Origin of the sequence: Microcoleus sp. Pol11C2 (assembly GCF_036701505.1) — a bacterium.
Lineage (GTDB): Bacteria > Cyanobacteriota > Cyanobacteriia > Cyanobacteriales > Microcoleaceae > Microcoleus.
This window is the reverse complement of sequence record NZ_JAUBQX010000007.1, coordinates 139,306-160,937: the sequence shown is the minus strand read 5'-3', so window position 1 is coordinate 160,937 and position 21,632 is coordinate 139,306. Positions and strand designations below refer to the sequence as shown.

The window sequence follows — 21,632 nt, the reverse complement described above, 5'->3', positions numbered from 1 at the left end:
GGAAGTCGGCACATACTATAATTCAAGTGGGTCTCAACTGCTAACTAAAAATTTATTAATATTAGGAGCAAGCATGAGTTACAGAATGGATCGCCGCGCCTACGCAGAAACCTTCGGACCGACTGTGGGCGATCGCGTCCGGTTAGCCGATACAGAATTATTCATAGAAGTTGAAAAAGACTTCACAACCTACGGGGATGAAGTTAAATTTGGCGGTGGCAAAGTCATTCGCGACGGCATGGGACAGTCGCCTATTTCTAATGCAGACGGCGCTGTTGACACGGTGATTACTAATGCTTTAATATTAGACTGGTGGGGAATTGTTAAAGCAGATGTCGGCATTAAAGACGGCAAAATTGACAAAATTGGTAAAGCCGGAAATCCTTATATTCAAGATAGGGTAGATATTATTATCGGGCCTGGTACTGAAGTAATTGCGGGCGAAGGAATGATTCTCACCGCTGGGGGAATTGACACTCACATTCACTTTATTTGTCCCCAGCAAATTGAAGTGGCGATCGCCTCTGGAATCACGACAATGATTGGCGGCGGCACAGGCCCTGCAACGGGTACAAACGCCACTACCTGCACTCCCGGGCCTTGGCATATGTACCGAATGCTGCAAGCAGCCGACGCTTTCCCCGTAAATCTAGGGTTTTTAGGTAAAGGAAATAGCAGTCAACCGCAAGGATTAATTGAACAAATCTTTGCCGGTGCAATGGGTTTGAAACTCCACGAAGATTGGGGAACTACACCAGCAACGATCGACACTTGTTTGAGTGTTGCTGACGAGTACGACGTGCAAGTTGCAATTCACACGGATACTCTCAATGAAGCGGGATTTGTGGAAGCTACAATTGCGGCTTTTAAGAATCGTGCTATTCACACTTACCACACTGAAGGTGCTGGTGGCGGACACGCACCGGATATTATTAAAGTGTGCGGACAAGCTAATGTTTTGCCCTCGTCAACTAACCCGACTCGCCCTTACACTGTCAATACTTTAGAAGAACATTTAGATATGTTGATGGTTTGCCACCATTTGGATCGAGGCATTCCTGAAGATGTGGCTTTTGCTGAATCGAGAATTAGAAGGGAAACTATTGCTGCTGAGGATATTCTCCACGATTTAGGTGCGTTTAGTATGATTTCTTCGGATTCTCAGGCGATGGGAAGAGTGGGAGAGGTGATTATTCGGACTTGGCAAACGGCACATAAAATGAAAGTGCAGCGGGGACATTTACCCCCCCTAAGCCCCCCTTACCAAGGGGGGGAAACAGAGGAAATTAACGATAATTTTAGGGTGAAGCGGTACATTGCGAAATATACAATTAATCCGGCAATTACTCACGGAATTAGTCAGTATGTCGGTTCGGTGGAAGAGGGGAAATTGGCGGATTTGTGTTTGTGGCGGCCGGCTTTTTTTGGGGTGAAACCGGAACTGGTAATTAAAGGAGGGGCGATCGCCTACGGGCAGATGGGAGATGCTAACGCCAGCATTCCGACGCCGCAACCGGTGCATATGCGGCCGATGTTTGGCAGTTTTGGCGGGGCGATTGGGGCGACTTGTCTGACGTTTGTTTCGCAGGCTGCGCGCGATCGAGATCTTGCCGCACAGCTCGGTTTGCAAAAGCCGACTGTAGCAGTTTCCGGGACGCGACAAATTAGCAAAAGAGACATGAAACTCAACGATTATTTGCCACAAATGGAAGTCGATCCAGAAACTTATGAAGTTAGGGCGGATGGGGAATTGTTAACTTGCGAACCGGCAACAGTTTTGCCAATGGCGCAGCGATACTTTTTGTTTTGATGCTAAATCTGTTGTAAATAGGTGATTCGCTCATCAACCTCTTATTTCTCGTAGAAACGGGGTTGATGAGCGTAATTACTAACAAATAAAATGTCCTGGAGTTCGCAGGAAGTGAAGCAAGTATTCTGAATATGATTTTATTTTGATAAATTGAGCGATCGCACTATCAAACCCTGGCACAAAAACCAAAAATAAAGTGCAATATTAATTCCGCTCAATAGCTTCGGAATTCCCTCCAGCAAGCTCGAAATTATCTCGTTTTTTAAAGGCAGCGCTTCTGCAAAAAAGGCAACAAATAACAAACCAACGCCGCTCAGCAGTAAAGGATAGGGAGTCGAGCGAATTTGTCTCCGAAAAGCTAATCCGTATGCAATTGCCAGCACGGCGTAAAATATGACAATTGTGACTTTCGGAAAGCCCGCACGTCCCAGATGAACGTGGGTGCGAAAAACTTCATTGAACAGAAAGCAACCTGCAAACAGTCCCGAATATAAAATAAATCGATTTTCTGGGCGATCGGGTTGAATAATTCTCAGCAATCCAAAGGTAAAAGCGCACACCATTACCGATAAATAAAATAACATTTGAAACGCCAAAAAAAAGAAACCTGCACCCGGATACGTGGCAGAGCAAGGCGGCAAAAATAACCCTTTTACCGAAGAACTAAATAAACTCAGACACGCCGTCACTAGCCCCACTAGCACTAAAGTTAAACTATTGAACAACAATACAGTTCTGTAATTTGCCATAATTAATAACTAAAAGCCAACAACAGTATATTGCGCGTCAAGCCATTTTTTGCTAGGGCTTGTGCACGCCGGTTCAGAAACCGGATTTTTTACGAAAATACTGCGTTGTGACCCGCAAATTCGGTAAAAAACCCGGTTTCTCTGTCGGAGTGCATAAGTCCCGATCGCGTTCTTTGAGTAAAGGTGAAATATTCGGTAAAAGGACGAAGCGCCGTGCTGTGTTTCTACAGTAGGCAATTGAGAATCGGCAGATATCTAAACAGAGAGGAAATCTTCAGGGCCGATGAGGTTCCGAGCAACGCCTGTCAAAGCAGCTAAAACTTCACCGCTGCTGGCTACTCTAATTAATGTGCTGTTAGTTCCAGGAGAAATTGATAGCTGTCCGAAGGTCAAGCCATTGATTAATTGAATGGTATCTTGAGAGTTGCCGAAATCAGAGATGATATCAACTCCCAATCCCGCACCTAAAACAAATACATCGTTGCCCGCGGCGCCGACTAGATTATCGTCGCCCAAACCGCCGTTGAGGGTGTCAAAACCTTTGCCCCCAGACAGGTTATCGCTGCCGTCGCCACCATTGATGATATCGTTGCCCCGCAAACCACTCAGCAGGTCATCGCCTGCCAAACCGTTGATGGTGTCGTTGCCGGGAGTGCCTGTCAGGTTGTCGTTGCCGTTCGTGCCGTTGATGGCGTTTGGAGGGTTATTGATGCCGCCTGAAGTGTTGCCGATGTCAGAAACAAAGATGTCGGCGGTATTGTTGGTATCCCCCGGCACGAGGTTGGATGCACCAGATGCAAACACCACAAACCGCCGGTCGGCTGATATTGAGGGCCCAAATAATGCGTCGTCATACTGCCCCCGATCGCCTGCTGAATCTACAGAGACGCGGGTGATAGTATTGGTTGACAAGTCCCGCACGAAGATGTCCTGTTTATTGTTAGTGTCTCCCGGCACGAGGTTGGATGCAGCAGAAGAAAACGCCACAAACCGCCCGTCGGCGGAGATGGAGGGGTTGAAGGAGTTTTCGTCCCCCTGAATGCCTGCTGAGTTTACAGAGACGCGGGTGGTAGTATTAGTTGACAAGTCCCGCACGAAGATCTTAACTTGGTTAAAAAAATTGTTAGTGTCTCCCGGCACGAGGTTGGATGCCTGAGATTGAAACGCCACAAACCGCCCGTCGGCTGAGATGGAGGGAATGGAGGAGTCGCTGTTCCCCGGATTGCCTGCTGAGTCTACAGAGACGCGGGTGGTGGTATTGGTTAACAAGTCCCGCACGAAGATGTCGTCGCGATTGTTCGTCTCTCCCAATCGGTTCGAGGCATAAGAAGTAAACGCCACAAACCGCCCGTCGGCGGAGATGGAGGGGGTGAGGGAGTCGCTGTTCCCCTGATTGCCTGCTGAGTCTACAGAGGCGCGGGTGGTGGTATTGGTTGACAAGTCCCGCACGAAGATGTCGAACCGATTGTTCGTGTCTCCCGGCACTAGGTTGGAGGCATAAGATTGAAACGCCACAAACCGCCCGTCGGCCGAGATGGCGGAATTGTTGGACAAGGAGTTCCCCTGATTGCCCGCTGAGTCTACAGAGACGCGGCTGGTGGTATTGGTTAACAAGTCCCGCACGAAGATGTCGCTTTGATTGTTAGTATCCTCCGGCACTAGGTTGGAAAAAGATGCAAACGCCACAAACCTCCCGTCGGCTGAGATTGAGGGATTGAAGGAGTCGTTGTTTCCCTGATTGCCTGCTGAGTTTACAGAGACGCGGGTGGTAGTATTGGTTGACAAGTCCCGCACGAAGATGTCGTTTTTATTGTTGGTGTCTCCCGACCCGAGGTTGGATGCCTGAGATTGAAACGCCACAAACCGCCCGTTGGCTGAGATGGAGTAAGCGTTGGAGAAGCCGTTCGCCTGATTACCTGCTGAGTCTACAGAGACGCGAGTAATGGTCATAAGTCCTCACACTAAACTTGCACGTTTGATAAATTGACGAGTGTTCGATCGCCCGAAGCTTCTGACAAAACAGATTCGCGCGCTTGTAGGGCGATCGACTAATGTTTCTGAATAGACTTCTCCAAAAATTATATTATTGTGGCACAGGCATCCTGCCTGTTCAAGATTTGCATTTCTGGAGTGGCATTCATAGCGGGATATTCTGGTGCACAATAGTTCGGACCATTCACTCAACACGCTCTAATTTAATCGCGACTCTCCTGGATTTGTGGTGGAAACAGTAGTTAGCGTTTCGCTAACCCAGGTAAAATGCCCCCACCAAAGCAAGTTTTATTTTTATTTATTATCACCTCAAACTCAGGAGAGTTTTAATCGCTCGGTAAACTCAATTTTAATACCTGTCCAACTGATACCTCGTGCTTGTGCGTCGCTACTACCACGGCACCTTCTAATCGCGGATCGTAACATCCAACCCAAGCCGCAGGATGACATTCGTGTACTAAATACCCGTAAAGCCAAATTGCTCCTCTACCTTCAATGACAATTCCTTGGCTCAATTGAACGTCTTGAGGAAGTTTCAAACCTTGTAAATCATTTGGCGTGATGATACCGTCTTGAGTTGTAATACGCAAGCGCAAATGTTGGTAAGCTAAACCGTCTTGAGTTTGATGGGGAATTATTTTTAATTCAATAGGATTCATTGGATGCACAAATGTTGAAGGCTGCGATAAAATCATATACCTTTTAGGGTAAATTGGGAATCCGATCGCCAACTTTCAGTCCCAATTGGGCCGCCCTTCCGCCTCTTAGTTCGATCACTCCGTCAACGGGAACATCCGGGCCGTAGTTGGGGCAGGTTTCGCTCAAACACGGCGGTACGTTAGGAATTATTGCCTGCACTACGCCTTCCCGCAGAAAAACCATATCGAGCTCAATAAACACGTTTTTCATCCAAAAACGCACGTTTCGCGCGGGTTCGATCGGGAAAAACATTCCTCTGTCCTCCGGTAATTCTGTCCGAAACATTAAACCTGTGGCTTGTTCTTGGGGAGTTTGCGCCACTTCCAGTCCGATCGCGCGATCGGCTATAATCGTGTTAACCGAAATTGGCAAAAGCTGACCCCTATCTAGTCCGCCAAACAGCGAAATAAAGTTGGATTCAGTCAGATTAGAATTTCCCGAAACAACTCCTAAATATTTGCCCGAATCTTTATCTTTCATAATAGTTTGGTTGTCAGAAACAGAAAGCTCTAAATCGCTAAACTTCATGCCTTCTGTCAAGACAATTTTATCATTGCCGTTGCCAAAATCTGTAATTATATCGGCTTCAGTAATAGTAGATGCGGCGACGGTTTTTTCCATCACAAATAAATCATCCCCCGCGCCTCCTGTTAAGACATCCCCGCCTTCGCCGCCTATTAGCAAATCGTTACCCCGATCGCCAAACATCCAATCGGAGTCTTGTTCTCCATAGATTGTATCGCTTCCCTGACCGCCAGACAGCGTATCAGCGCCTTCATTTCCTGCTAGCAAATCATTTTCCCGATCGCCAAAAATTCGGTCGTTTCCCCCCAAACCTTGAACAGTATCATTACCCGCAAATCCTCTAATCGTATCGTTGCTGAGAGTTCCCAGGAGAAAATCGAAGCCGAAACTACCGTCGATGTTAACCATTTTGCGTTTAATGATGCGTTTAATAGAATGAAGATTTGGCGATCGGCATCCGCCAACCGGTACCAAAAGCTCGATCGCTAATTTTCAAACCCGGGGCTGCTTGTCGCCGTTTAAACTCTGCTTGCCTCACTAATTTTACTACACGTTTAACCACGGCTTCCTCGTGTCCTGCAGCGACAATTTGTTGGGCAGATTCGTGATTTTCTATTAACCGCTGCAAGATGTCATCCAAAACATCGTAATCCGGCAAAGAATCTTGGTCAATTTGTCCCGGTTTCAGTTCAGCACTCGGCGGCTTAGTAATAATATTAACCGGAATAATGTCCTTTCCAAAGTCAGCCTGATTTTTAATTTTCTCACTCCCAGAATTCAGCCACCGACAAAGCGAATACACGCGAGTTTTCGGCACATCAGAAATCACCGCCAATCCCCCATTCATATCGCCGTAGAGAGTGCAGTAACCCACCGCCATTTCCGACTTATTGCCAGTCGAAAGCAGCAAATGTCCGAACTTATTAGAAATTGCCATCAACAGATTGCCTCGAATCCGCGATTGAATATTTTCCTCAGCAATCCCAAAAGTTGTATTGGCAAACAAATCGGCGAGAGTGCGATCGTAAGTTTTCATCAAATCGCCGATCGGCAATAGTTCGATCGCGATGCCCAGATTTCGGGCTAATTCCAAAGCATCATTAACCGAATGATCTGAACTGTAAGGAGAAGGCATCAACACCCCTAGAACATTTTCGGGCCCGATCGCGCAACTGGCGATCGCGGCCACCAAAGCCGAATCTATCCCGCCACTCAAACCGAGTACAACCTTAGAAAAACCGCATTTGCGAACATAATCTCGCACTCCCAAAACCAAAGCCGCCCAAATTTCTGCATCTCCCTCGGCAGGATAAAAACTCAACGGCGTCGCCTTAATTCCTGCTGCATTTTGCTGATGGCTGCCAACTAAATCTTGTTTAGTTGCGTCATATTCCAGCACCGCAAAACCCGTTTCAAAAGAAGCTAATACCTGAATTAAATCACCCTTGCAATTCACAGCAAAACTGCTGCCGTCAAAAATAATATCGTCATTTCCCCCTACCTGATTAGCGTAAATAATCGGTATCCCACAGCGGATGACGCTGTGCTGCAACATCGCCGATCGCACTCCCCGCTTCCCCGCAGAATAAGGCGATGCCGACAAATTCAGCACTAAATCTACACCCAATTTTGCCAAATCGGAAACAGGATCGCCTGCGTAACTGCGTTTACCCCAAAATTCCTCATTGTTCCACAAATCTTCACAAATTGTCACGCCGATTTTGAGTTCGCCAATAGAAAAGTAATTGCTGTTTTCTCCCGGTTCAAAATATCTATCTTCATCAAATACATCATAAGTAGGCAACAAGCGTTTATGAAAAACTTGTTTGACGGCGCCATTTTGCAACAAAACAGCGCTATTAAACAATGATTTTCCGCCGAGTTTAACAGCATTAGCATTAGGTAAGGCAGTACCTGCTATGACTGCCAACTCCGGCGGCAAAGCTTGCGCCAGTTGCAGCAACTGTGCACCTGCATCTGCAATAAAACTCGGATTGATTAACAAATCGCGCGGCGGATAACCGATCAGGGAAAGTTCCGGTGTTAGCAATAAGTTTGCGCCCTCAACCTCAGCTTGTTTCGCAGCCTCCAGAATTAGGTTGGAGTTGCCAAAGATATCACCAATAGTAGGATTGAGTTGTGCGATCGCAATTTTCATATCACCAAATCACTTAATAAATATTGCTAACAATCCGCCCGCGCGGACTCACTTTCCTATAGTCCTAGATTTGAATGTAGCGAAAAATCACTTAGATTTGTAATGTTTCAACTCTTCCTCAATATAATAATTTACCAAATCCCGGTAAATATTTTCAACCACATCAGGATTCAAACCCGATTCTTGAGCCCACTCGCGCCGCTGCTGTAACATAGCCTGAAAGCGCTCCGACGATCGAACGCTAGCTTCACTCGTTTTGAACCTTGCTGCCGCGATGACGTATTGAAATCTTTTGCTCAAAGCATCGATCACTTCTCGATCGATAATATCAATTTCCTCCCGAACTTCGTGAATATTAGCGCATTCATCAGGGTCTTTCATCGTCTGCACTCCTTAATAGCTTCTATTCTAATGTTACTAAATTGATCCCCGAATGTCATCCAAGGAACAGCTAGATAAACACCAGCGGCTTATTTTTGAAAGGAGCAAAAGCGGCCGCATCAAAGCGGTACAAACTAGCAGGGCGGCCAGCCCCGCGCGAAACCTTAACACCGGTATCGCACAAAAAACCCAATTTCAACAATCGAGATCTAAAATTAGAATAATCAGAAAAGCTTTCCCCCAAAATAGTTGTATAAAGTTGGTACAAATCGCTCAAAGTAAAAAGTTCCGGCAAAACTTCAAAAGCTACCGGACTGTATTCAAGTTTGTTACGCAGTCGCCGGTATCCGTATTCGAGAATTTGATTGTGATCGAAGGCAAGCTGTGGAACTTGTTGCACGGGATACCAAGCAATGCCGCCGACGCGGTGGCCCACACCCGCCACTACACTCCCAGCAATTAACTCAGCTTCCTCAAAGCGAACCAAAGCAAAATAACTCACCGAAAGATAGCGATCGCCCCTGGTATACTCTCGAGGATCGCGCCCCGGTTCTCCGAAAGTATACAATTGCTCCAGATACAAATTTTTTACCCGAATTTTCTCAGACAAAATCCGGTAAGCCGCATTTTCAAGAGACTCGCCCTGACGCACCAAAGTACCGGGAAGACTCCAAGAATCGATAAACGGTTCGTCTTGCCGCATTACCAACAGCACCAACAAGCGGTTCTGCACGGCATCGACGGAGAAAATCACATTATCTACTCCTACTTTAAAGTCAGCTAATGAGCAACCTTCGCCCTTTTTCGTGCCTCGTGCCATGCGTACAAATGCTCCCTATTTATGTAATCTTCGATGGTCGGAGTCAGAGCTTCCCTGTCTCCTGTTTCCCGATAGGAAGTAGAAGAAACATTGGGAGCACTCAAAGATGCGATCGCCACGTCTGCACCCAGGCGCCTCAACTGCCACAAATCTAATTGCTCTGACGGATAACCGGGTCGCGGTACTATCAGTAACTCCACTTGTTTTAACAATTGTTCAAATTTGTACCACCGAGACAGTTGCCCCACCAAGTCCGAACCTATTATCAGCGTCAAATCTGCATTCGGCCACAGCAATCTTGCTTGTTCCACAGTTTCCACCGTCCTCGGACTGCTGAGTTCTGGATGCAAGCAAAGATTGTGTCTGGGCGAATTAATTTCTTGAATCATTAACAGCAGCATTGCCGATCGGTGTTCTAGAGAAGTTTGGTGCGACTTAAAAGGATTGTCCGACGCCCAAACTGCTACCCAATCAAAATGTTGCGAAAGCCAACTCAGAATTGTTTTGTGTCCTGCTGTGGGTGGATCGGCACTGGTTCCAAAAAGAGCAATCTTCTGCATAGGGAATCGGTAATGAGTAATGGGTAATTGTTGACTGTTGACTTTTGACTAATGACTACTGACTCTTTTTGGTTTTTTGGGTGAGACTCTGCAAATCTGGAGAAATTTCCACCTGCGGCGAAATTGGGTTGTCAAGTTGGCGAGTTTCGGGTCGAAGACTGGCGACAGAAGCAGCAGTTCGTTTGGCGATATCGTCCAAACTTTCCTGGTTCTGGACTCGTTTGCCGTCCTTGACAACCAATTTCATTAATGGTATAGAATCGCAATTATTAATATTTTCTCCGGACAATGCCAAACAATCTCCGAGAATTTGCCCATTTTCAATATGTCTAAAAATTTGCTTTCTTCCTGGATATGTTACCTTGCCGCTTGCCTCTTTCATCACCGGAATTCCGTCAATTTCCACCAACTTATAAACACCGTTGACAGGGGAACCGCTGACCAACTTGGTTCCCAAACCGTAACCGTCAATGCAAGCGCCGCTACTTTTTAATTTAGCAATTTCTCGATCGTCCAAATCGCCGCTAGCAAAAATTGGAACGCCCGGAAGGATCGATCGAACTTCCCGAGACAGCACCCCCAAATCGCCCGAATCCAGCCGCACGCCTTCCAACTGCATTTCACCGCTGTTTACTCGATCTGCCAACATCCGCGCCGCCGCCACAGTATCATAAGTATCGATCAGCAGCGGCGCCCCCGGAAAATAGCGGTGAAAAGCTGCAAACGCCTGATTCTCGCTGCCTTCGAGGGCAGCCACAGCCATTACCAAAGCATGGGCGATCGTACCGACAGGCTTGCGGCCCAACTTCAAAGCAGCCAAAACATTAGAAGTTCCGTCGAATCCCGCAGCCAGGGCAGCCCTAGCCGCCCAAACAGCAGCTTGAGGCCCAAAAGCCCTGCGCGTCCCGAATTCAAGCAACTTAGCCTCCGGGCCCGCCACATCGCGCAGCCGCGCTGCCCGCGTCGCAATCAAAGTTTGATAATTTATGGCATTCAATAAATAAGTTTCCACCAACTGAGCCTGCCACAGAGGAGCCTCAATTCGCAGCAGAGGCTCGTTGGCAAACACCGCCGTCCCCTCCGGCACCGCCCAAACATCGCCAGTAAAGCGGGCTGTGGCGAGTAAAGTCCAAAATCGCTCCGGGGCGCCGGCAAAAATCCCACTGGACTGCAAAGCCTGAATTTGCGCCGGCGAAAACCGAAATTTCTCCAAATAATCGAGAACTTGAGCCAAACCCATGGCGATCGCGTAGCCAAAACCCTCTGGCAGCCTGCGCGCGAATAATTCAAAACTTGCTGCCCGCCCGTCGAGTCCTTCCCCGACATAACAAGCGGCCATCGTTAGCTGGTAGAGATCGGTCAAAAGGCTGTAATCTGCTGAAGAAACCGTTAGTTCCCGGTCTTCTAAGATTTCTTCAAAACCTGTGAGCTGCAGGCTTTCTGTCGCAGTTTCCATAAGAAAAACCCCGAACAAACTTCTTTTTTTTAATTATAGTGACAAATACCATATCTTTTTGTAAATATTTGATAAAGATTGCAGATATTTGTCGGAGAAATTCGCTGATTATGCCCTTTCATAGCGGATTTCGGTTAATTTGTACATTAATATTATGGTAAAACCAATATAAATATTTAATTTAACAAACTCAGGAATTAAGCACAAACACTCAAGCGTTCCGGGTTTTTTGCGAAAATATTTCCTTGCAGCCTTTGAATAGAGTTAGACAACCCGGTTTTTGAGCGTCGAGAGGGCGATCGCCACTGATTGAGTTGAGCAAGGAAAAATCTACCAGCAAAAGGTCGATCGTCCAAAAATGCGTAATTCCTAAAACCTTCAGCTTGCTTCAATGTTGCAGACCAATAAGTAATTCAAATAAATATTGCTAAACTCATCCACAGCCCAAAAATCAGGGTAATATTAAAAGTATCAGAACCCAGATAAGAGAGGCAGATTCTATGAATCTTTCTAAATCTTTGGCAAACGCGATGCGTTACGTTTCGGAAGCAGCGGTGCGGATTTTTAGCCCCAGTGATGACAACTATCCAAATAGTGGAGTTCAACCTTTTGAGGGTAAGCTCTCCAAAAGTTCTAAATCGAGAGAATGAACATCCATTCAGGCAGTTTCTAGCGAGTTCGGCAGAGGCATTCAGTTTAACAGTCAACAGTTAACAATTAATTGTTGACTGTTGACGTTTGGCTTTGAGTTTGACTGTTAATAGTAATTGTAGGTGGGGTTTCCCTTCCTTCTACCCCACCTACAATTACCAATCACCAATTACACTGAACTTCCCCAACTGACAAAAAGCATATTCAGTGTAGTAAGCTTTTGAAATAAAGATTTTTGCCCCCGGTTTACTGCGTATAAATTAGAGAAACACCAAGCAAAACTAGAACCTTTTGTTGCACTAGGGTGGGTTCAGTAATCTTATCAAAAATCAAACTATATAGGAATCCTTGCAGCAATCGTAAATGTTTTACGCCACCCCAACTCTCCTGGAACTCGCGGGGAGGGAGTAAGAAATTCACAAATGATTTAAAATTGCTATGTAGCTGAACAAAAAGAATTAGCTTTAGACTCAGTTGAGTATTTGGCTGAACCCCACAATCTGGATTTAGGAATAGTCCAGCGATCGCAAAAACCTAAAAATCGGCTAATTGTTTCCCCTTTTTCTGCTACTGGGCGAAGTCCTGAACAGCTTTTTTTCTAACCGCCTTGAACAAATCGCACCACATTTTAAGTTGCTACTTCGATAGCTTAGAGTAATTCTACTCATTGACAAAAGTGTTTTTAGCTTAACTGGTTACAATGTGTAGGCACTGGCTGCGGGCGATACCTAGCCGAAAGTTCTGGTAATTCCCCCGTCGGAAGATCGGCTGCAAGCTGGTCTTTTTGTTAGCTGAAAACTCTACTGTTAGTTAGGTCTTACGAGGGTTAATTGTCGTAAAGTGATTTTACAGGCAGGCTGCAAACAGGAGTGAGAAGATTCAAGTAATTGCACGGAAGCTTTGAAAGTTTGTTGGGAAATTGTTTGTGCCTCAATTGACTTGCAAGGAATTTCCCCTTCAAATACACCCCTGCTGACAGCGCGATCGCACTCTCGAAAGGAATAGCTGATGCAGGTAAAACAAAACAAACTTTTCACTACCGAAGCGATCGATCGCTTATCTTCACCGGAACGCCTCGACGAAATGATGCAGGTGGTTAGTCCTCGATCGTGGCTGCCACTAACTGCAATTGGCTGTTTAGTTGTTGCTGCGGGGGTTTGGAGTGCGATCGGGCGAATTCCGCTGACTGTTTCCGGTCAAGGCGTGTTGCTTCAACCCCGCCGCGTCGTGCAATTTCAAGCTGCTAGTTCCGGTCAATTGCTAAAGCTAAATATCAAGCCGGGAGATATTGTTAAACGGGGTCAAGAAATCGGCACAATAAATAAACTAGACCTCAAGCAGCAACTAGAACAAGAAAAAGCGAAATTAGCCCAACTGCAAGGGCAAAAACAAGATACTAATAAGCTGCAAAAACAGCAGATTGCCCTGGAATTAAAAAGCCTCGAACAGCAGCAAAAAGACCTTCAAGAAAGCTTGAAGAGGGAGTCAGTTGCGCCGATATTGCACCAGCAAAGTATGGCTGCATTAGAGCAAAAACGCCAAAGTTTGGAGGAAAGTTTGCGCCGCGAACAAATTGCGCCGGTACTGCGGCAGCAAACTCTGACAGCATTAGCAGAAAAACGCCAAAGTTTGGAAGAAAGTTTGCGGCGAGAACAAGTTGCGCCGATATTGCGGCAGCAAACCCTGGCCGCGATCGCCAAAAAACGCGACAGTCTTTTGCAGCGAAAACAGCACATCACTTCTTTGGTGGAAACATTACAGCAGCGGTTTGAAACTCGCCGCGTTCTTTACGAACAAGAGAGGGCGATCAGCGAGGATGTAATGCTGCAAGCGAGACAGGAATTTGCGGACTCTCAGATGCAACTGGCGGATATTGAAACGCAGTTAAAGGAACTCGACGTTCAGAAAACGAATAGCGATCGCGAATTCCTGCAAAATCTCAATAAAATTGACGACCTCAAAAACAGCCGGCAGCAACTCAAGGTAGAAGCTACCAATACCGAACGAGAGTACCTGCAAAATCTCAACCGCCTTAACGAAATTAAAAACAATCTCCAAGAACTTAAAGTTCAGAAAAGTAACGCCGAACGAGATAATCGGCAAAACCTGAACAAAATTGACGAAATCAAAACTAAAATTAAAGACATAGAAACCCAAGCTGTAAAACTAGCTCAACAAGATTTAGAGAAGTCGATCGCCCAAACCAATCAAATTCAGGAAGTTAAACGTAAGATTGCCCACTTGCAGAATCAGTTGAGCGCCGACAGCAAAATTACCAGCCAATATGACGGTCGCGTCTTAGAAGTTAGCGCCGTTGCAGGTCAAATGCTGAACATCGGTACAAGAATCGGGACAGTTGAATCTGAGAATTATCGCGAAAAAATGGTCAGTCTTGTTTATTTTGCTGACAGAGACGGCAAGCAAATTAAATCGGGAATGACTGTACAAGTTACCCCTAGCGTCGTCAAGCGGGAACGCTACGGTGGCATTGTCGGCAAAGTAACCCAAGTTTCTCCTTTTCCGGTTACTAATCAAGATATGTCGTCAATTATCGGCAATGAAAATTTGGCTGACAGCATCGCAAAAAGCATCGCTGGCGGCGGTGCTCCCGTGCAAATCTTTGTGGAATTGCAACAAGACCCGAACACTGTCAGCGGTTACAAATGGTCTTCCTCGAACGGGCCTCCTCTCAAGATTTCCCCCGGTACTACGGCGCTAGTTCGGGTTCAAATCGGGCAGTTAGCGCCGATTTCTTACGTGATTCCTATTTTTCGGTCTTTGACTGGGGTTTATTAACAGTTGACAGTTGACAGTTGACAGTTGACAGCGGTCACGCTCGCTTTCTCGTTCCCAGGCAGAGCGTGGGAATGCCGATCAAGAGGCTCTGCCTCGCACCATGCGTTCCTAGGCAGAGCCTGGGAACGAGAGTTAACGAGAGTATTAGTCAGCATTCATCAGTCATTTTACCCATTAATAGCCAATGAAAATTCCCTGGATTGACAAGTTTTTTACGCCGCGCAACTTAAGGCGAGTTCGTACTCCCACACTGCTGCAAATGGAAGCAGTAGAATGCGGTGCTGCTGCTTTAGGAATTATTTTGAGTTACTGCCAACACCCAGTACCTTTAGCCCAATTGCGGAGCGAGTGCGGCGTTTCTCGCGATGGCAGTAAAGCTTCTAATATCCTCAAAGCAGCCCGAATTTACGGCTTAGATGCTAAAGGGTTTAAAAAAACTGTCGAAGAGTTGAAAATTGTACCGCCGCCTTTTATTGTTTTTTGGAATTTCAATCACTTTTTGGTGGTTGAGGGGATGAAGAAAAAGCGCGTTTACCTTAACGACCCCGCATCGGGCCCGAGGACTGTTTCTCTAGAAGAATTTAAGTCTGCTTATACTGGCGTTGTTTTGACTTTTGAGCCTGGGCCGGAGTTTAAAAAGGGTGGGAAAAAACCGAGTATTGCCAGTGCTTTAGATTCCCGATTGCAAAGTTCCCGTTGGGCGATCGCATTTTGTTTAATTGCTGGTTTATTACTGACTGTTCCCCGTTTGGCTGGCGCGGCATTTACCCAAATTTTTGTGGATGAAATTCTCGTCGAAAACCGTCACGAGTGGCTGCGGCCTTTAATACTGGGAATGCTGTTGGCGGCGGCCGTCCAAGGGCTGCTAGCGCGGATGCGGCTTTTCTATTTGCGGCGGCTGGCAAACAAGCTTGCGATTTCGATGTCGGGACAGTTTCTATGGCATACTTTGCGCTTGCCTGTGGGATTTTACGCCCAGCGGTTTGCAGGTGAAATTAGCAGCCGCTGCCAAGTTAATGACAAGGTTGCTGAAATTTTATCTGGAAAACTTGCTGCAACTGCGATCGACGCGGTGATGATGGTTTTCTATGCAATAATTATGGTGATGTACGACTGGGTATTGACCAGCGTTGCCGCTGTTTTTGCAGCCTTAAACTTTTTGGCACTGCAATCTTTATCCCGCAGCCGCGTCGATGCTAACACCAGATTAGCTCAGGAAACAGGTAAGGTTGGCGGTGCTGCAATTGCAGGCATTCAATCTATTGAAACTGTCAAAGCTAGCGGTTTAGAATTCGATTTATTTTCTAAGTTTGCCGGGTACTATGCCAAAATGAGCAACGCCCAGCAAGAATTGGCTTTGCCCACTCAAATATTGTCAATATTACCAGCATTTTTAACGGCATTAGCTGCAACTGCTATCTTAGTTGTCGGGGGCTTGCGGGTGATGAACGGCGGTTTGAGTATCGGGATGTTAATTGCCTATCAAAGTCTCACTCAACAATTCCTCCGACCCGTCAACAATCTAGTCAACTTTGGCAGCACTCTGCAAGAATTAGAAGCCGATTTAAACCGACTTGATGACGTTCTGCAAAACCCGATCGATCCCGAAGCAGATCGCGATGCTTTTAATAGTAAAAACAGCCGCACCGCCATCGCACCAGATGCTTTTCACCTGCAAGGAAGCATTGAATTGCGCGGTGTCAGTTTTGGCTACAGCCGCTTGGAAGCGCCGCTAATTGACAACTTGAACTTAAGTGTAAAACCTGGTCAACGCGTAGCGTTAGTGGGGGGCAGCGGTTCGGGTAAATCTACTATTGCCAAACTTGTGACCGGGCTTTACGAACCAATGAATGGCGAAATTTTATTTGACGGGGTTCCTCGCAATTTGATTCCCCGTTCTATCCTACCAAATTCGCTGGCAATGGTCGAACAAGAGATATTTCTATTTGCCGGCACTGTTCGGGAAAATCTGACGCTTTGGGACCCGACAGTACCGGAATCTGATTTAGTGCAAGCGTGCATTGATGCGGCAATTCACGAACTTATCTTGAATATGCCGGGAGGATACGATGCTCAACTCACTGAAGGGGGTACAAATATGAGTGGCGGACAGCGGCAACGTTTGGAAATTGCGAGGGCGTTAGTAAGAAATCCGGCGGTGTTGGTGCTGGATGAAGCAACGAGTGCTCTGGATGCTGAAACCGAGTTAATTATCGATCGCAATTTGAGGCGTCGCGGTACTTCTTGTATTGTGGTTGCTCACCGTTTGAGCACGATTCGAGATTGCGATGAAATTATTATGCTAGCAGGTGGAAAAGTAGTTCAGAGAGGCACTCATGAAGAGTTGCAAAAGCTGGGAGGAGCTTATGCTCTTTTGGTTGGCAACGAACAATAAACAGAAATACCGAACTTTGCAGGTAAGGTACAGAGTCCTTGTAGGGACACGGCATTGCCGTGTACCTACGGGTATCGATCAATCAGATAGATGTGTACTTCATAAACTTGCAATCTGCTGTATAAGCAACTAACCAGACTTGATATTACTAATTACCAATTACTAGCTATGCTCGATCTAAATCCTGTTAAGAAACTGCACCGAATTAAAGGAAATGAACCGCTGCTGCTGAATGACCCGCATCAGGTATGGATTGTTCGATCGGGCGCGATCGCAGTTTTTGCAGCCCAGATACAAAGTGAGAAGCCTGCGGGAAACCGCTATTATCTGTTCAGCGTCAGTTCCCGCGAGGCTTTGTTCGGCGCAGCTACCCCCCCCAACCCCCCCTTGCTAAGGGGGGGAGAAGGAGAAGGGGGGGGAGAAAATTTAAAACCAGGTTGGGGACTTCTGGCGATCGCGATCGCCGAAACGGAACTGGAACCGATCGCGCTCGCAGATTGTGCCGCTTTAGTTGCTGCTGGTGACGGCAAAACGAGATCCCTTGTGGAAGGGTGGATACAGCATTTGGGAGAACGAGTAATTCCCTACGGGATAGATCCGCTTCACGCCCCCGATGAAAAAGTTGCGCCAGAAACTGTTGTTTTAGCAGCCTCGCAGCAGATATCGCTACTTCCCGGTCAAATTCTGCGATCGCCCCCGGGAACAGTTGTCTGGGTGCGCGTCTCGTCGGGTGATGCGAGTGTCGGGGAATTGAACTTAAATTCCGCTTCCCCAGCGTTTCCCCTGACTGGGAATATGCTGCTGGTGGCATCCGGGGAAGTTGAGGTGCAAATTTTCTCAACAGCAGAGGTGGAAAATGCCGACTGGCTGCGCCCGAGTTTAGCTTTGCTGCACGAGTATTTCTGCTGCTGCTTGAACTTGCTGGTTTCCCAACAAAAAGCAGAGGAATTCCGCCGGTTTCAGGAACGCGAACAGCTAAACCGCCAAGTGACTCAGACAGCTTTGGGAGAGTTAACTGAGGTGCTGCATCCCCGGAAAACTGAGGTGTCTGAGGAAGGAACGCCGCTGTTAATCGCTGCTGGGGCTGTAGGTAAGGCACAAGGTATAACTGTCAATCCTCCGGCGGGTTCGGAAGACTTCAGCCGAGTTAAAGATCCGATGGAGGCGATCGCGCGATCGTCCCAATTTCGCACCCGCCGCGTCCTCCTGGCTGGGGATTGGTGGCGGCAGAACTGCGGCCCGCTCTTGGCTTATACTAAGTTCGGCAACCGTCCTGTAGCTTTGTTGCCCGGTAAGGGAGATCGTTATACTTTGTTCGACCCGATCGACCGCAGCCGTCAACGGGTAACTAAAGCAATCGCCCAAGAGTTGTCGTCAGAAACTATCATGTTTTACCGACCCCTGCCGCTATTAGTTCGCAACGCTGCGGAACTGTTTCGGTTCGGAACAAAGGGCTACGAAAAAGATATTATCATTGCTTTCGGGCTGGGGATATTGGGAACGCTGCTGGGGATGGTGACGCCGCAAGCTACCTCGATTTTGGTCAATGATGCTATTCCTGACAGCGATCGTTTGTTACTGTGGCAGTTAGGGCTGGTATTGTTAGTTGCCGCGAGCGGACGGGCTGTATTTAGCATGGCCCAAACAATTCTGACACTGCGGATCGAAAATGCTGCCAGCAGCACTCTCCAGCCGGCAGTTTGGGATCGATTGCTGAGATTAAAACCGGCGTTTTTTCGCAGCTATTCTTCTGGCGACTTGCTGACTCGCTTATTAGCAGTTAATCAAATTCGCGCCCAACTCAGCGGCGCGACGCAGCGGACACTTTTGAGCGCCATATTTTCCCTGCTGAATTTGGGGCTGATGTTTATTTACAGTCTGCCGCTGGCTTTAGTCGGAATTGGTTTAACTTTTCTGGCGGTTATAGTAACAGTCACATCCAGCTTGCTCTTAATCCCAAAAGAGCGGCAGATGGAAACAGGAGAAGGGGACATTAACGGGCTGACTGTAGAACTAATTAACGGAGTATCAAAGTTGCGGGTAGCGGCTGCAGAAGGGCGAGCCTTTGCAGCTTGGGCGAAAAAATACAGCCAGCAAATTAAACTAAGAACAGAAATTAAACGAATTGACGACAGCGTTTCTGTGTTTAACGAAGCGCTGCCGTTAGTAAGTTCTATTCTGATGTTTTGGTTTGCAATTCAGTTTATGCAAACCCCTCAAACAGAAGGCGGCGGACTGAATATGGGGACGTTTCTTGCTTTTAATTCCGCCTTCGGAACCTTTCTTTCCGGCGTCACTGACTTGAGCAATACCCTAACTGATATTTTAGGAATTGTACCCCTGTGGGAGCGAGCCAAACCGATCGTCCAGGGCATCCCGGAATCTGACCCGACAAAAGCCGATCCCGGCCGCTTGCAAGGTCAAATTACTGTCGATAGGGCAACTTTCCGCTACCGGGAGGACGGCCCCCCAATTTTAGATGATGTCAGCATCAATATTCAACCGGGGGAATTTATCGCGATCGTCGGGCCGTCTGGTAGCGGCAAATCAACTTTATTTCGGCTGTTATTGGGATTTGAAATAGCACAAAGCGGCACTGTTTATTACGACAATCAAGATTTAGCAGGTCTCGACGTTCAAGCTGTGCGACGGCAGTTAGGAGTAGTGCTGCAAAACGGCAGAATTAATGCCGGTTCGATGTTTGACAATATTACCTGCGGGGCTATGGTAACGCAGGAGGAAGCTTGGGAAGCCGCGCAAATGGCCGGTTTAGCCGCCGATATCGAACAAATGCCGATGGGAATGCACACGGTTGTCAGCGAGGGCGGCACGAATCTTTCGGGAGGACAGCGGCAGAGATTGTTAATTGCCCGCGCAATGGTTGTCAAACCAAAGGTGATCCTGATGGATGAAGCTACGAGTGCTTTGGACAACCGCACGCAGGCGATCGTTACTGAGAGTTTGGATAAGTTGAATGTGACGCGAGTTGTCATCGCCCACCGCCTGAGTACGATTCGCAATGCCGATCGCATTTATGTAATTGAAGCCGGCCGTTTGGTGGAATTTGGCTCGTTTGAGGAATTGGTAAAACAGGGAGGATTGTTTGCTCGATTAGTGGCGAGGCAAATAGAGTAAAGATTCAAGGTAAAACCATTTTCAATAACGGGCAAGATGCCCGTTCCACAAGAACTTCACTCTTTGTGGAACGGGCATCTTGCCCGTTCATAAAATCCTTATTAAAAATGGTGCAACATCTCATTTACATCCGTTACATCCCGTACATTGCTCGTTGGCGAACTGGTTATTCTTTGGTTAGCAAATCTGGCAGCCACAACAAAATTAACAACAGCAAGCAGAGGATAACTAAGCCCACGCCAAATATTGTAGTGTTACCCATATCGGGGGCTTGCTGCATGAGGTAGAGTGGCTGTATTGCATCCATATTTTTAAAATATTTATATAATAATGATTTAGACGCGCTATAGAGGCAGAAGCGGGTTGACAAAATTATTACTTTTAGTCGATTTTAGTTAGCTAAAACCGCTCCTCTAGGAATTGCGCTCGCTTCACACGTACATAATATGAGGTAGATAAAAACCCAGTTTATTTAAGAAACTGGGTTTCCATTGATATTTTCCCCTTGGGTGTTTAAACTCAGCAGAAGCGCGAGCGCTTCTAGTTACAAGCCGCTCATTTCTTCTGTTAGCGATCGAAATTCCTTAATGCTTCAAAGAATCCCATATTCATAGCCGGGCCTGGACCAAAATTAGGTCTTGGGCCGCTGACTGTGATCACAGGCATACCAGCAGCCCGAGCTCGATCGGCCATATTGGAATGGCCACCCGCGATCGCCTCTAATTCCAATTCGTCCAATTCTTCATCGATTGAGTTTTCCGATTCGGATGCTGCGATTTGGGATAACTGGGGCGAGACTTCTTGCAAAAATTGATTGTTGGTTTCCATTTGATGTTTCCTCCTTATGTGGTTGAACTCAGCAGAATCTCGATCGCTTCTAGTTAGAAGACGCTCCTCCCATCCTCTCCGTACATGGAGAAACCACTAGCAAATTTGGGTCTTGGGCCGCTGGCTGTGATAATACGCATACCGCCCGCGATCGCATCGAGTTCCAAGTCGCTCAATTCTTCACCTGTTGAGTTGTCCGGTGCGGATGCTGTGATTGCGGACGACTCGGAGGGTACTTCTTGCAAAAATTGATTGTTGCTTTCCATCAGATGTTTACTCCTTAGATGTTTAAACTCAGCAGCAGCGCGATCGCTTCTAGTCACAAGCAGTTCATTTCTTCTGTCCGTAATAGGACTGCATTGCTTCAGAGAAATGGGGGATATTACTGTTATATTGAAACCCACCGAAAACACCGCCTGCGATCACATCTAATTCCTTATCGTTCAATTCTTGAGCAACAGAATTCAATTCTTCAGCAACAGAATGGGCTGGCGACTGTTGCTTTTGCATGGTAGAATCTTGCTCAAGTTCTGCGGAAAACTGATTGACGCTTTCAAATTCAAAAGACATAAGATTTGCTCCTTTATTTGTTGTTTCCAGCTAACCTAGTGCTGGTCTTTGCGTAAATTTAGTTTATGAAAATACCCCGCCGAAGTCGCTAGCTAAGAGGTCAGTTT

The 21,632-nt window shown here is 46.9% G+C and carries 19 protein-coding genes; 5 read left to right on the top strand and 14 right to left on the bottom strand.

Annotated elements, in window-relative coordinates; translation table 11 throughout:
* Positions 1-73: 73 nt before the first annotated feature.
* Positions 74-1,810 carry an urease subunit alpha gene (gene ureC / locus QUA42_RS07130; protein ID WP_333136357.1) on the top strand — a complete coding sequence of 579 codons (1,737 nt, stop codon included), beginning with the start codon at positions 74-76 and terminating at the stop codon, positions 1,808-1,810.
* A gap of 137 nt (positions 1,811-1,947) precedes the next feature.
* Here the strand turns inward: ureC and QUA42_RS07125 are convergent, their stop codons facing one another.
* The 10 genes from QUA42_RS07125 to QUA42_RS07080 all read right to left on the bottom strand — a co-directional run bounded on the left by QUA42_RS07125 (position 1,948) and on the right by QUA42_RS07080 (position 11,542).
* Complete coding sequence (locus QUA42_RS07125; protein ID WP_333136355.1) at positions 1,948-2,559, bottom strand: hypothetical protein; 612 nt, start codon at positions 2,557-2,559, stop codon at positions 1,948-1,950.
* A gap of 255 nt (positions 2,560-2,814) precedes the next feature.
* Positions 2,815-4,509: a calcium-binding protein gene (locus QUA42_RS07120; RefSeq protein ID WP_333136353.1), complete on the bottom strand. Its 1,695-nt coding sequence runs from the start codon at positions 4,507-4,509 to the stop codon at positions 2,815-2,817.
* A gap of 368 nt (positions 4,510-4,877) precedes the next feature.
* Positions 4,878-5,210, bottom strand: coding sequence for a CRISPR-associated ring nuclease Crn3/Csx3 (crn3, locus tag QUA42_RS07115; RefSeq protein ID WP_333040230.1), 333 nt, complete (start codon positions 5,208-5,210; stop codon positions 4,878-4,880).
* A 43-nt stretch (positions 5,211-5,253) separates the two neighbouring features.
* Positions 5,254-6,183, bottom strand: coding sequence for a DUF192 domain-containing protein (locus tag QUA42_RS07110; RefSeq protein WP_333136351.1), 930 nt, complete (start codon positions 6,181-6,183; stop codon positions 5,254-5,256).
* A gap of 19 nt (positions 6,184-6,202) precedes the next feature.
* Entirely contained in the window at positions 6,203-7,933 is a 1,731-nt protein-coding gene (locus QUA42_RS07105) for an NAD+ synthase (protein WP_333136349.1), read from the bottom strand.
* An 87-nt stretch (positions 7,934-8,020) separates the two neighbouring features.
* Positions 8,021-8,314 carry an isochorismate lyase gene (locus tag QUA42_RS07100; protein ID WP_333136347.1) on the bottom strand — a complete coding sequence of 98 codons (294 nt, stop codon included), beginning with the start codon at positions 8,312-8,314 and terminating at the stop codon, positions 8,021-8,023.
* 70 nt (positions 8,315-8,384) lie between these two features.
* Entirely contained in the window at positions 8,385-9,134 is a 750-nt protein-coding gene (locus QUA42_RS07095) for an NrtR DNA-binding winged helix domain-containing protein (RefSeq protein WP_333136345.1), read from the bottom strand.
* Complete coding sequence (locus QUA42_RS07090; RefSeq protein WP_333136343.1) at positions 9,095-9,694, bottom strand: nicotinate-nucleotide adenylyltransferase; 600 nt, start codon at positions 9,692-9,694, stop codon at positions 9,095-9,097. The genes QUA42_RS07095 and QUA42_RS07090 overlap by 40 nt, the downstream gene beginning before the upstream one ends.
* A gap of 55 nt (positions 9,695-9,749) precedes the next feature.
* Positions 9,750-11,150: a nicotinate phosphoribosyltransferase gene (locus QUA42_RS07085; RefSeq protein WP_333136341.1), complete on the bottom strand. Its 1,401-nt coding sequence runs from the start codon at positions 11,148-11,150 to the stop codon at positions 9,750-9,752.
* 197 nt (positions 11,151-11,347) lie between these two features.
* Positions 11,348-11,542, bottom strand: coding sequence for a hypothetical protein (locus tag QUA42_RS07080; RefSeq protein WP_333136340.1), 195 nt, complete (start codon positions 11,540-11,542; stop codon positions 11,348-11,350).
* Positions 11,543-11,650: 108 nt separating this feature from the next.
* Between QUA42_RS07080 and QUA42_RS07075 the strand changes: the two genes are divergently transcribed.
* The 4 genes from QUA42_RS07075 (at position 11,651) to QUA42_RS07060 (ending at position 20,127) form a co-directional block, all read left to right on the top strand.
* Complete coding sequence (locus QUA42_RS07075; protein WP_333049849.1) at positions 11,651-11,800, top strand: isochorismate synthase; 150 nt, start codon at positions 11,651-11,653, stop codon at positions 11,798-11,800.
* 1,009 nt (positions 11,801-12,809) lie between these two features.
* A complete protein-coding gene (locus tag QUA42_RS07070; RefSeq protein ID WP_333136338.1) occupies positions 12,810-14,597 on the top strand; it encodes an NHLP bacteriocin system secretion protein in 1,788 nt (595 codons plus the stop codon).
* 184 nt (positions 14,598-14,781) lie between these two features.
* A complete protein-coding gene (locus tag QUA42_RS07065) occupies positions 14,782-16,992 on the top strand; it encodes an NHLP family bacteriocin export ABC transporter peptidase/permease/ATPase subunit (RefSeq protein WP_333136336.1) in 2,211 nt (736 codons plus the stop codon).
* Positions 16,993-17,160: 168 nt separating this feature from the next.
* Positions 17,161-20,127 carry an NHLP bacteriocin export ABC transporter permease/ATPase subunit gene (locus QUA42_RS07060; protein WP_333136334.1) on the top strand — a complete coding sequence of 989 codons (2,967 nt, stop codon included), beginning with the start codon at positions 17,161-17,163 and terminating at the stop codon, positions 20,125-20,127.
* Positions 20,128-20,293: 166 nt separating this feature from the next.
* Here the strand turns inward: QUA42_RS07060 and QUA42_RS07055 are convergent, their stop codons facing one another.
* The 4 genes from QUA42_RS07055 to QUA42_RS07040 form a co-directional block, all read right to left on the bottom strand.
* Positions 20,294-20,434, bottom strand: coding sequence for a hypothetical protein (locus tag QUA42_RS07055; RefSeq protein WP_333136332.1), 141 nt, complete (start codon positions 20,432-20,434; stop codon positions 20,294-20,296).
* Positions 20,435-20,694: 260 nt separating this feature from the next.
* Positions 20,695-20,955 carry a hypothetical protein gene (locus QUA42_RS07050; RefSeq protein ID WP_333136330.1) on the bottom strand — a complete coding sequence of 87 codons (261 nt, stop codon included), beginning with the start codon at positions 20,953-20,955 and terminating at the stop codon, positions 20,695-20,697.
* 53 nt (positions 20,956-21,008) lie between these two features.
* Positions 21,009-21,221 (bottom strand): hypothetical protein, encoded by a 213-nt coding sequence (locus QUA42_RS07045; protein ID WP_333136328.1) that lies wholly within the window; start codon positions 21,219-21,221, stop codon positions 21,009-21,011.
* Positions 21,222-21,285: 64 nt separating this feature from the next.
* Complete coding sequence (locus tag QUA42_RS07040; protein ID WP_333136326.1) at positions 21,286-21,525, bottom strand: hypothetical protein; 240 nt, start codon at positions 21,523-21,525, stop codon at positions 21,286-21,288.
* Positions 21,526-21,632 lie beyond the last annotated feature (107 nt).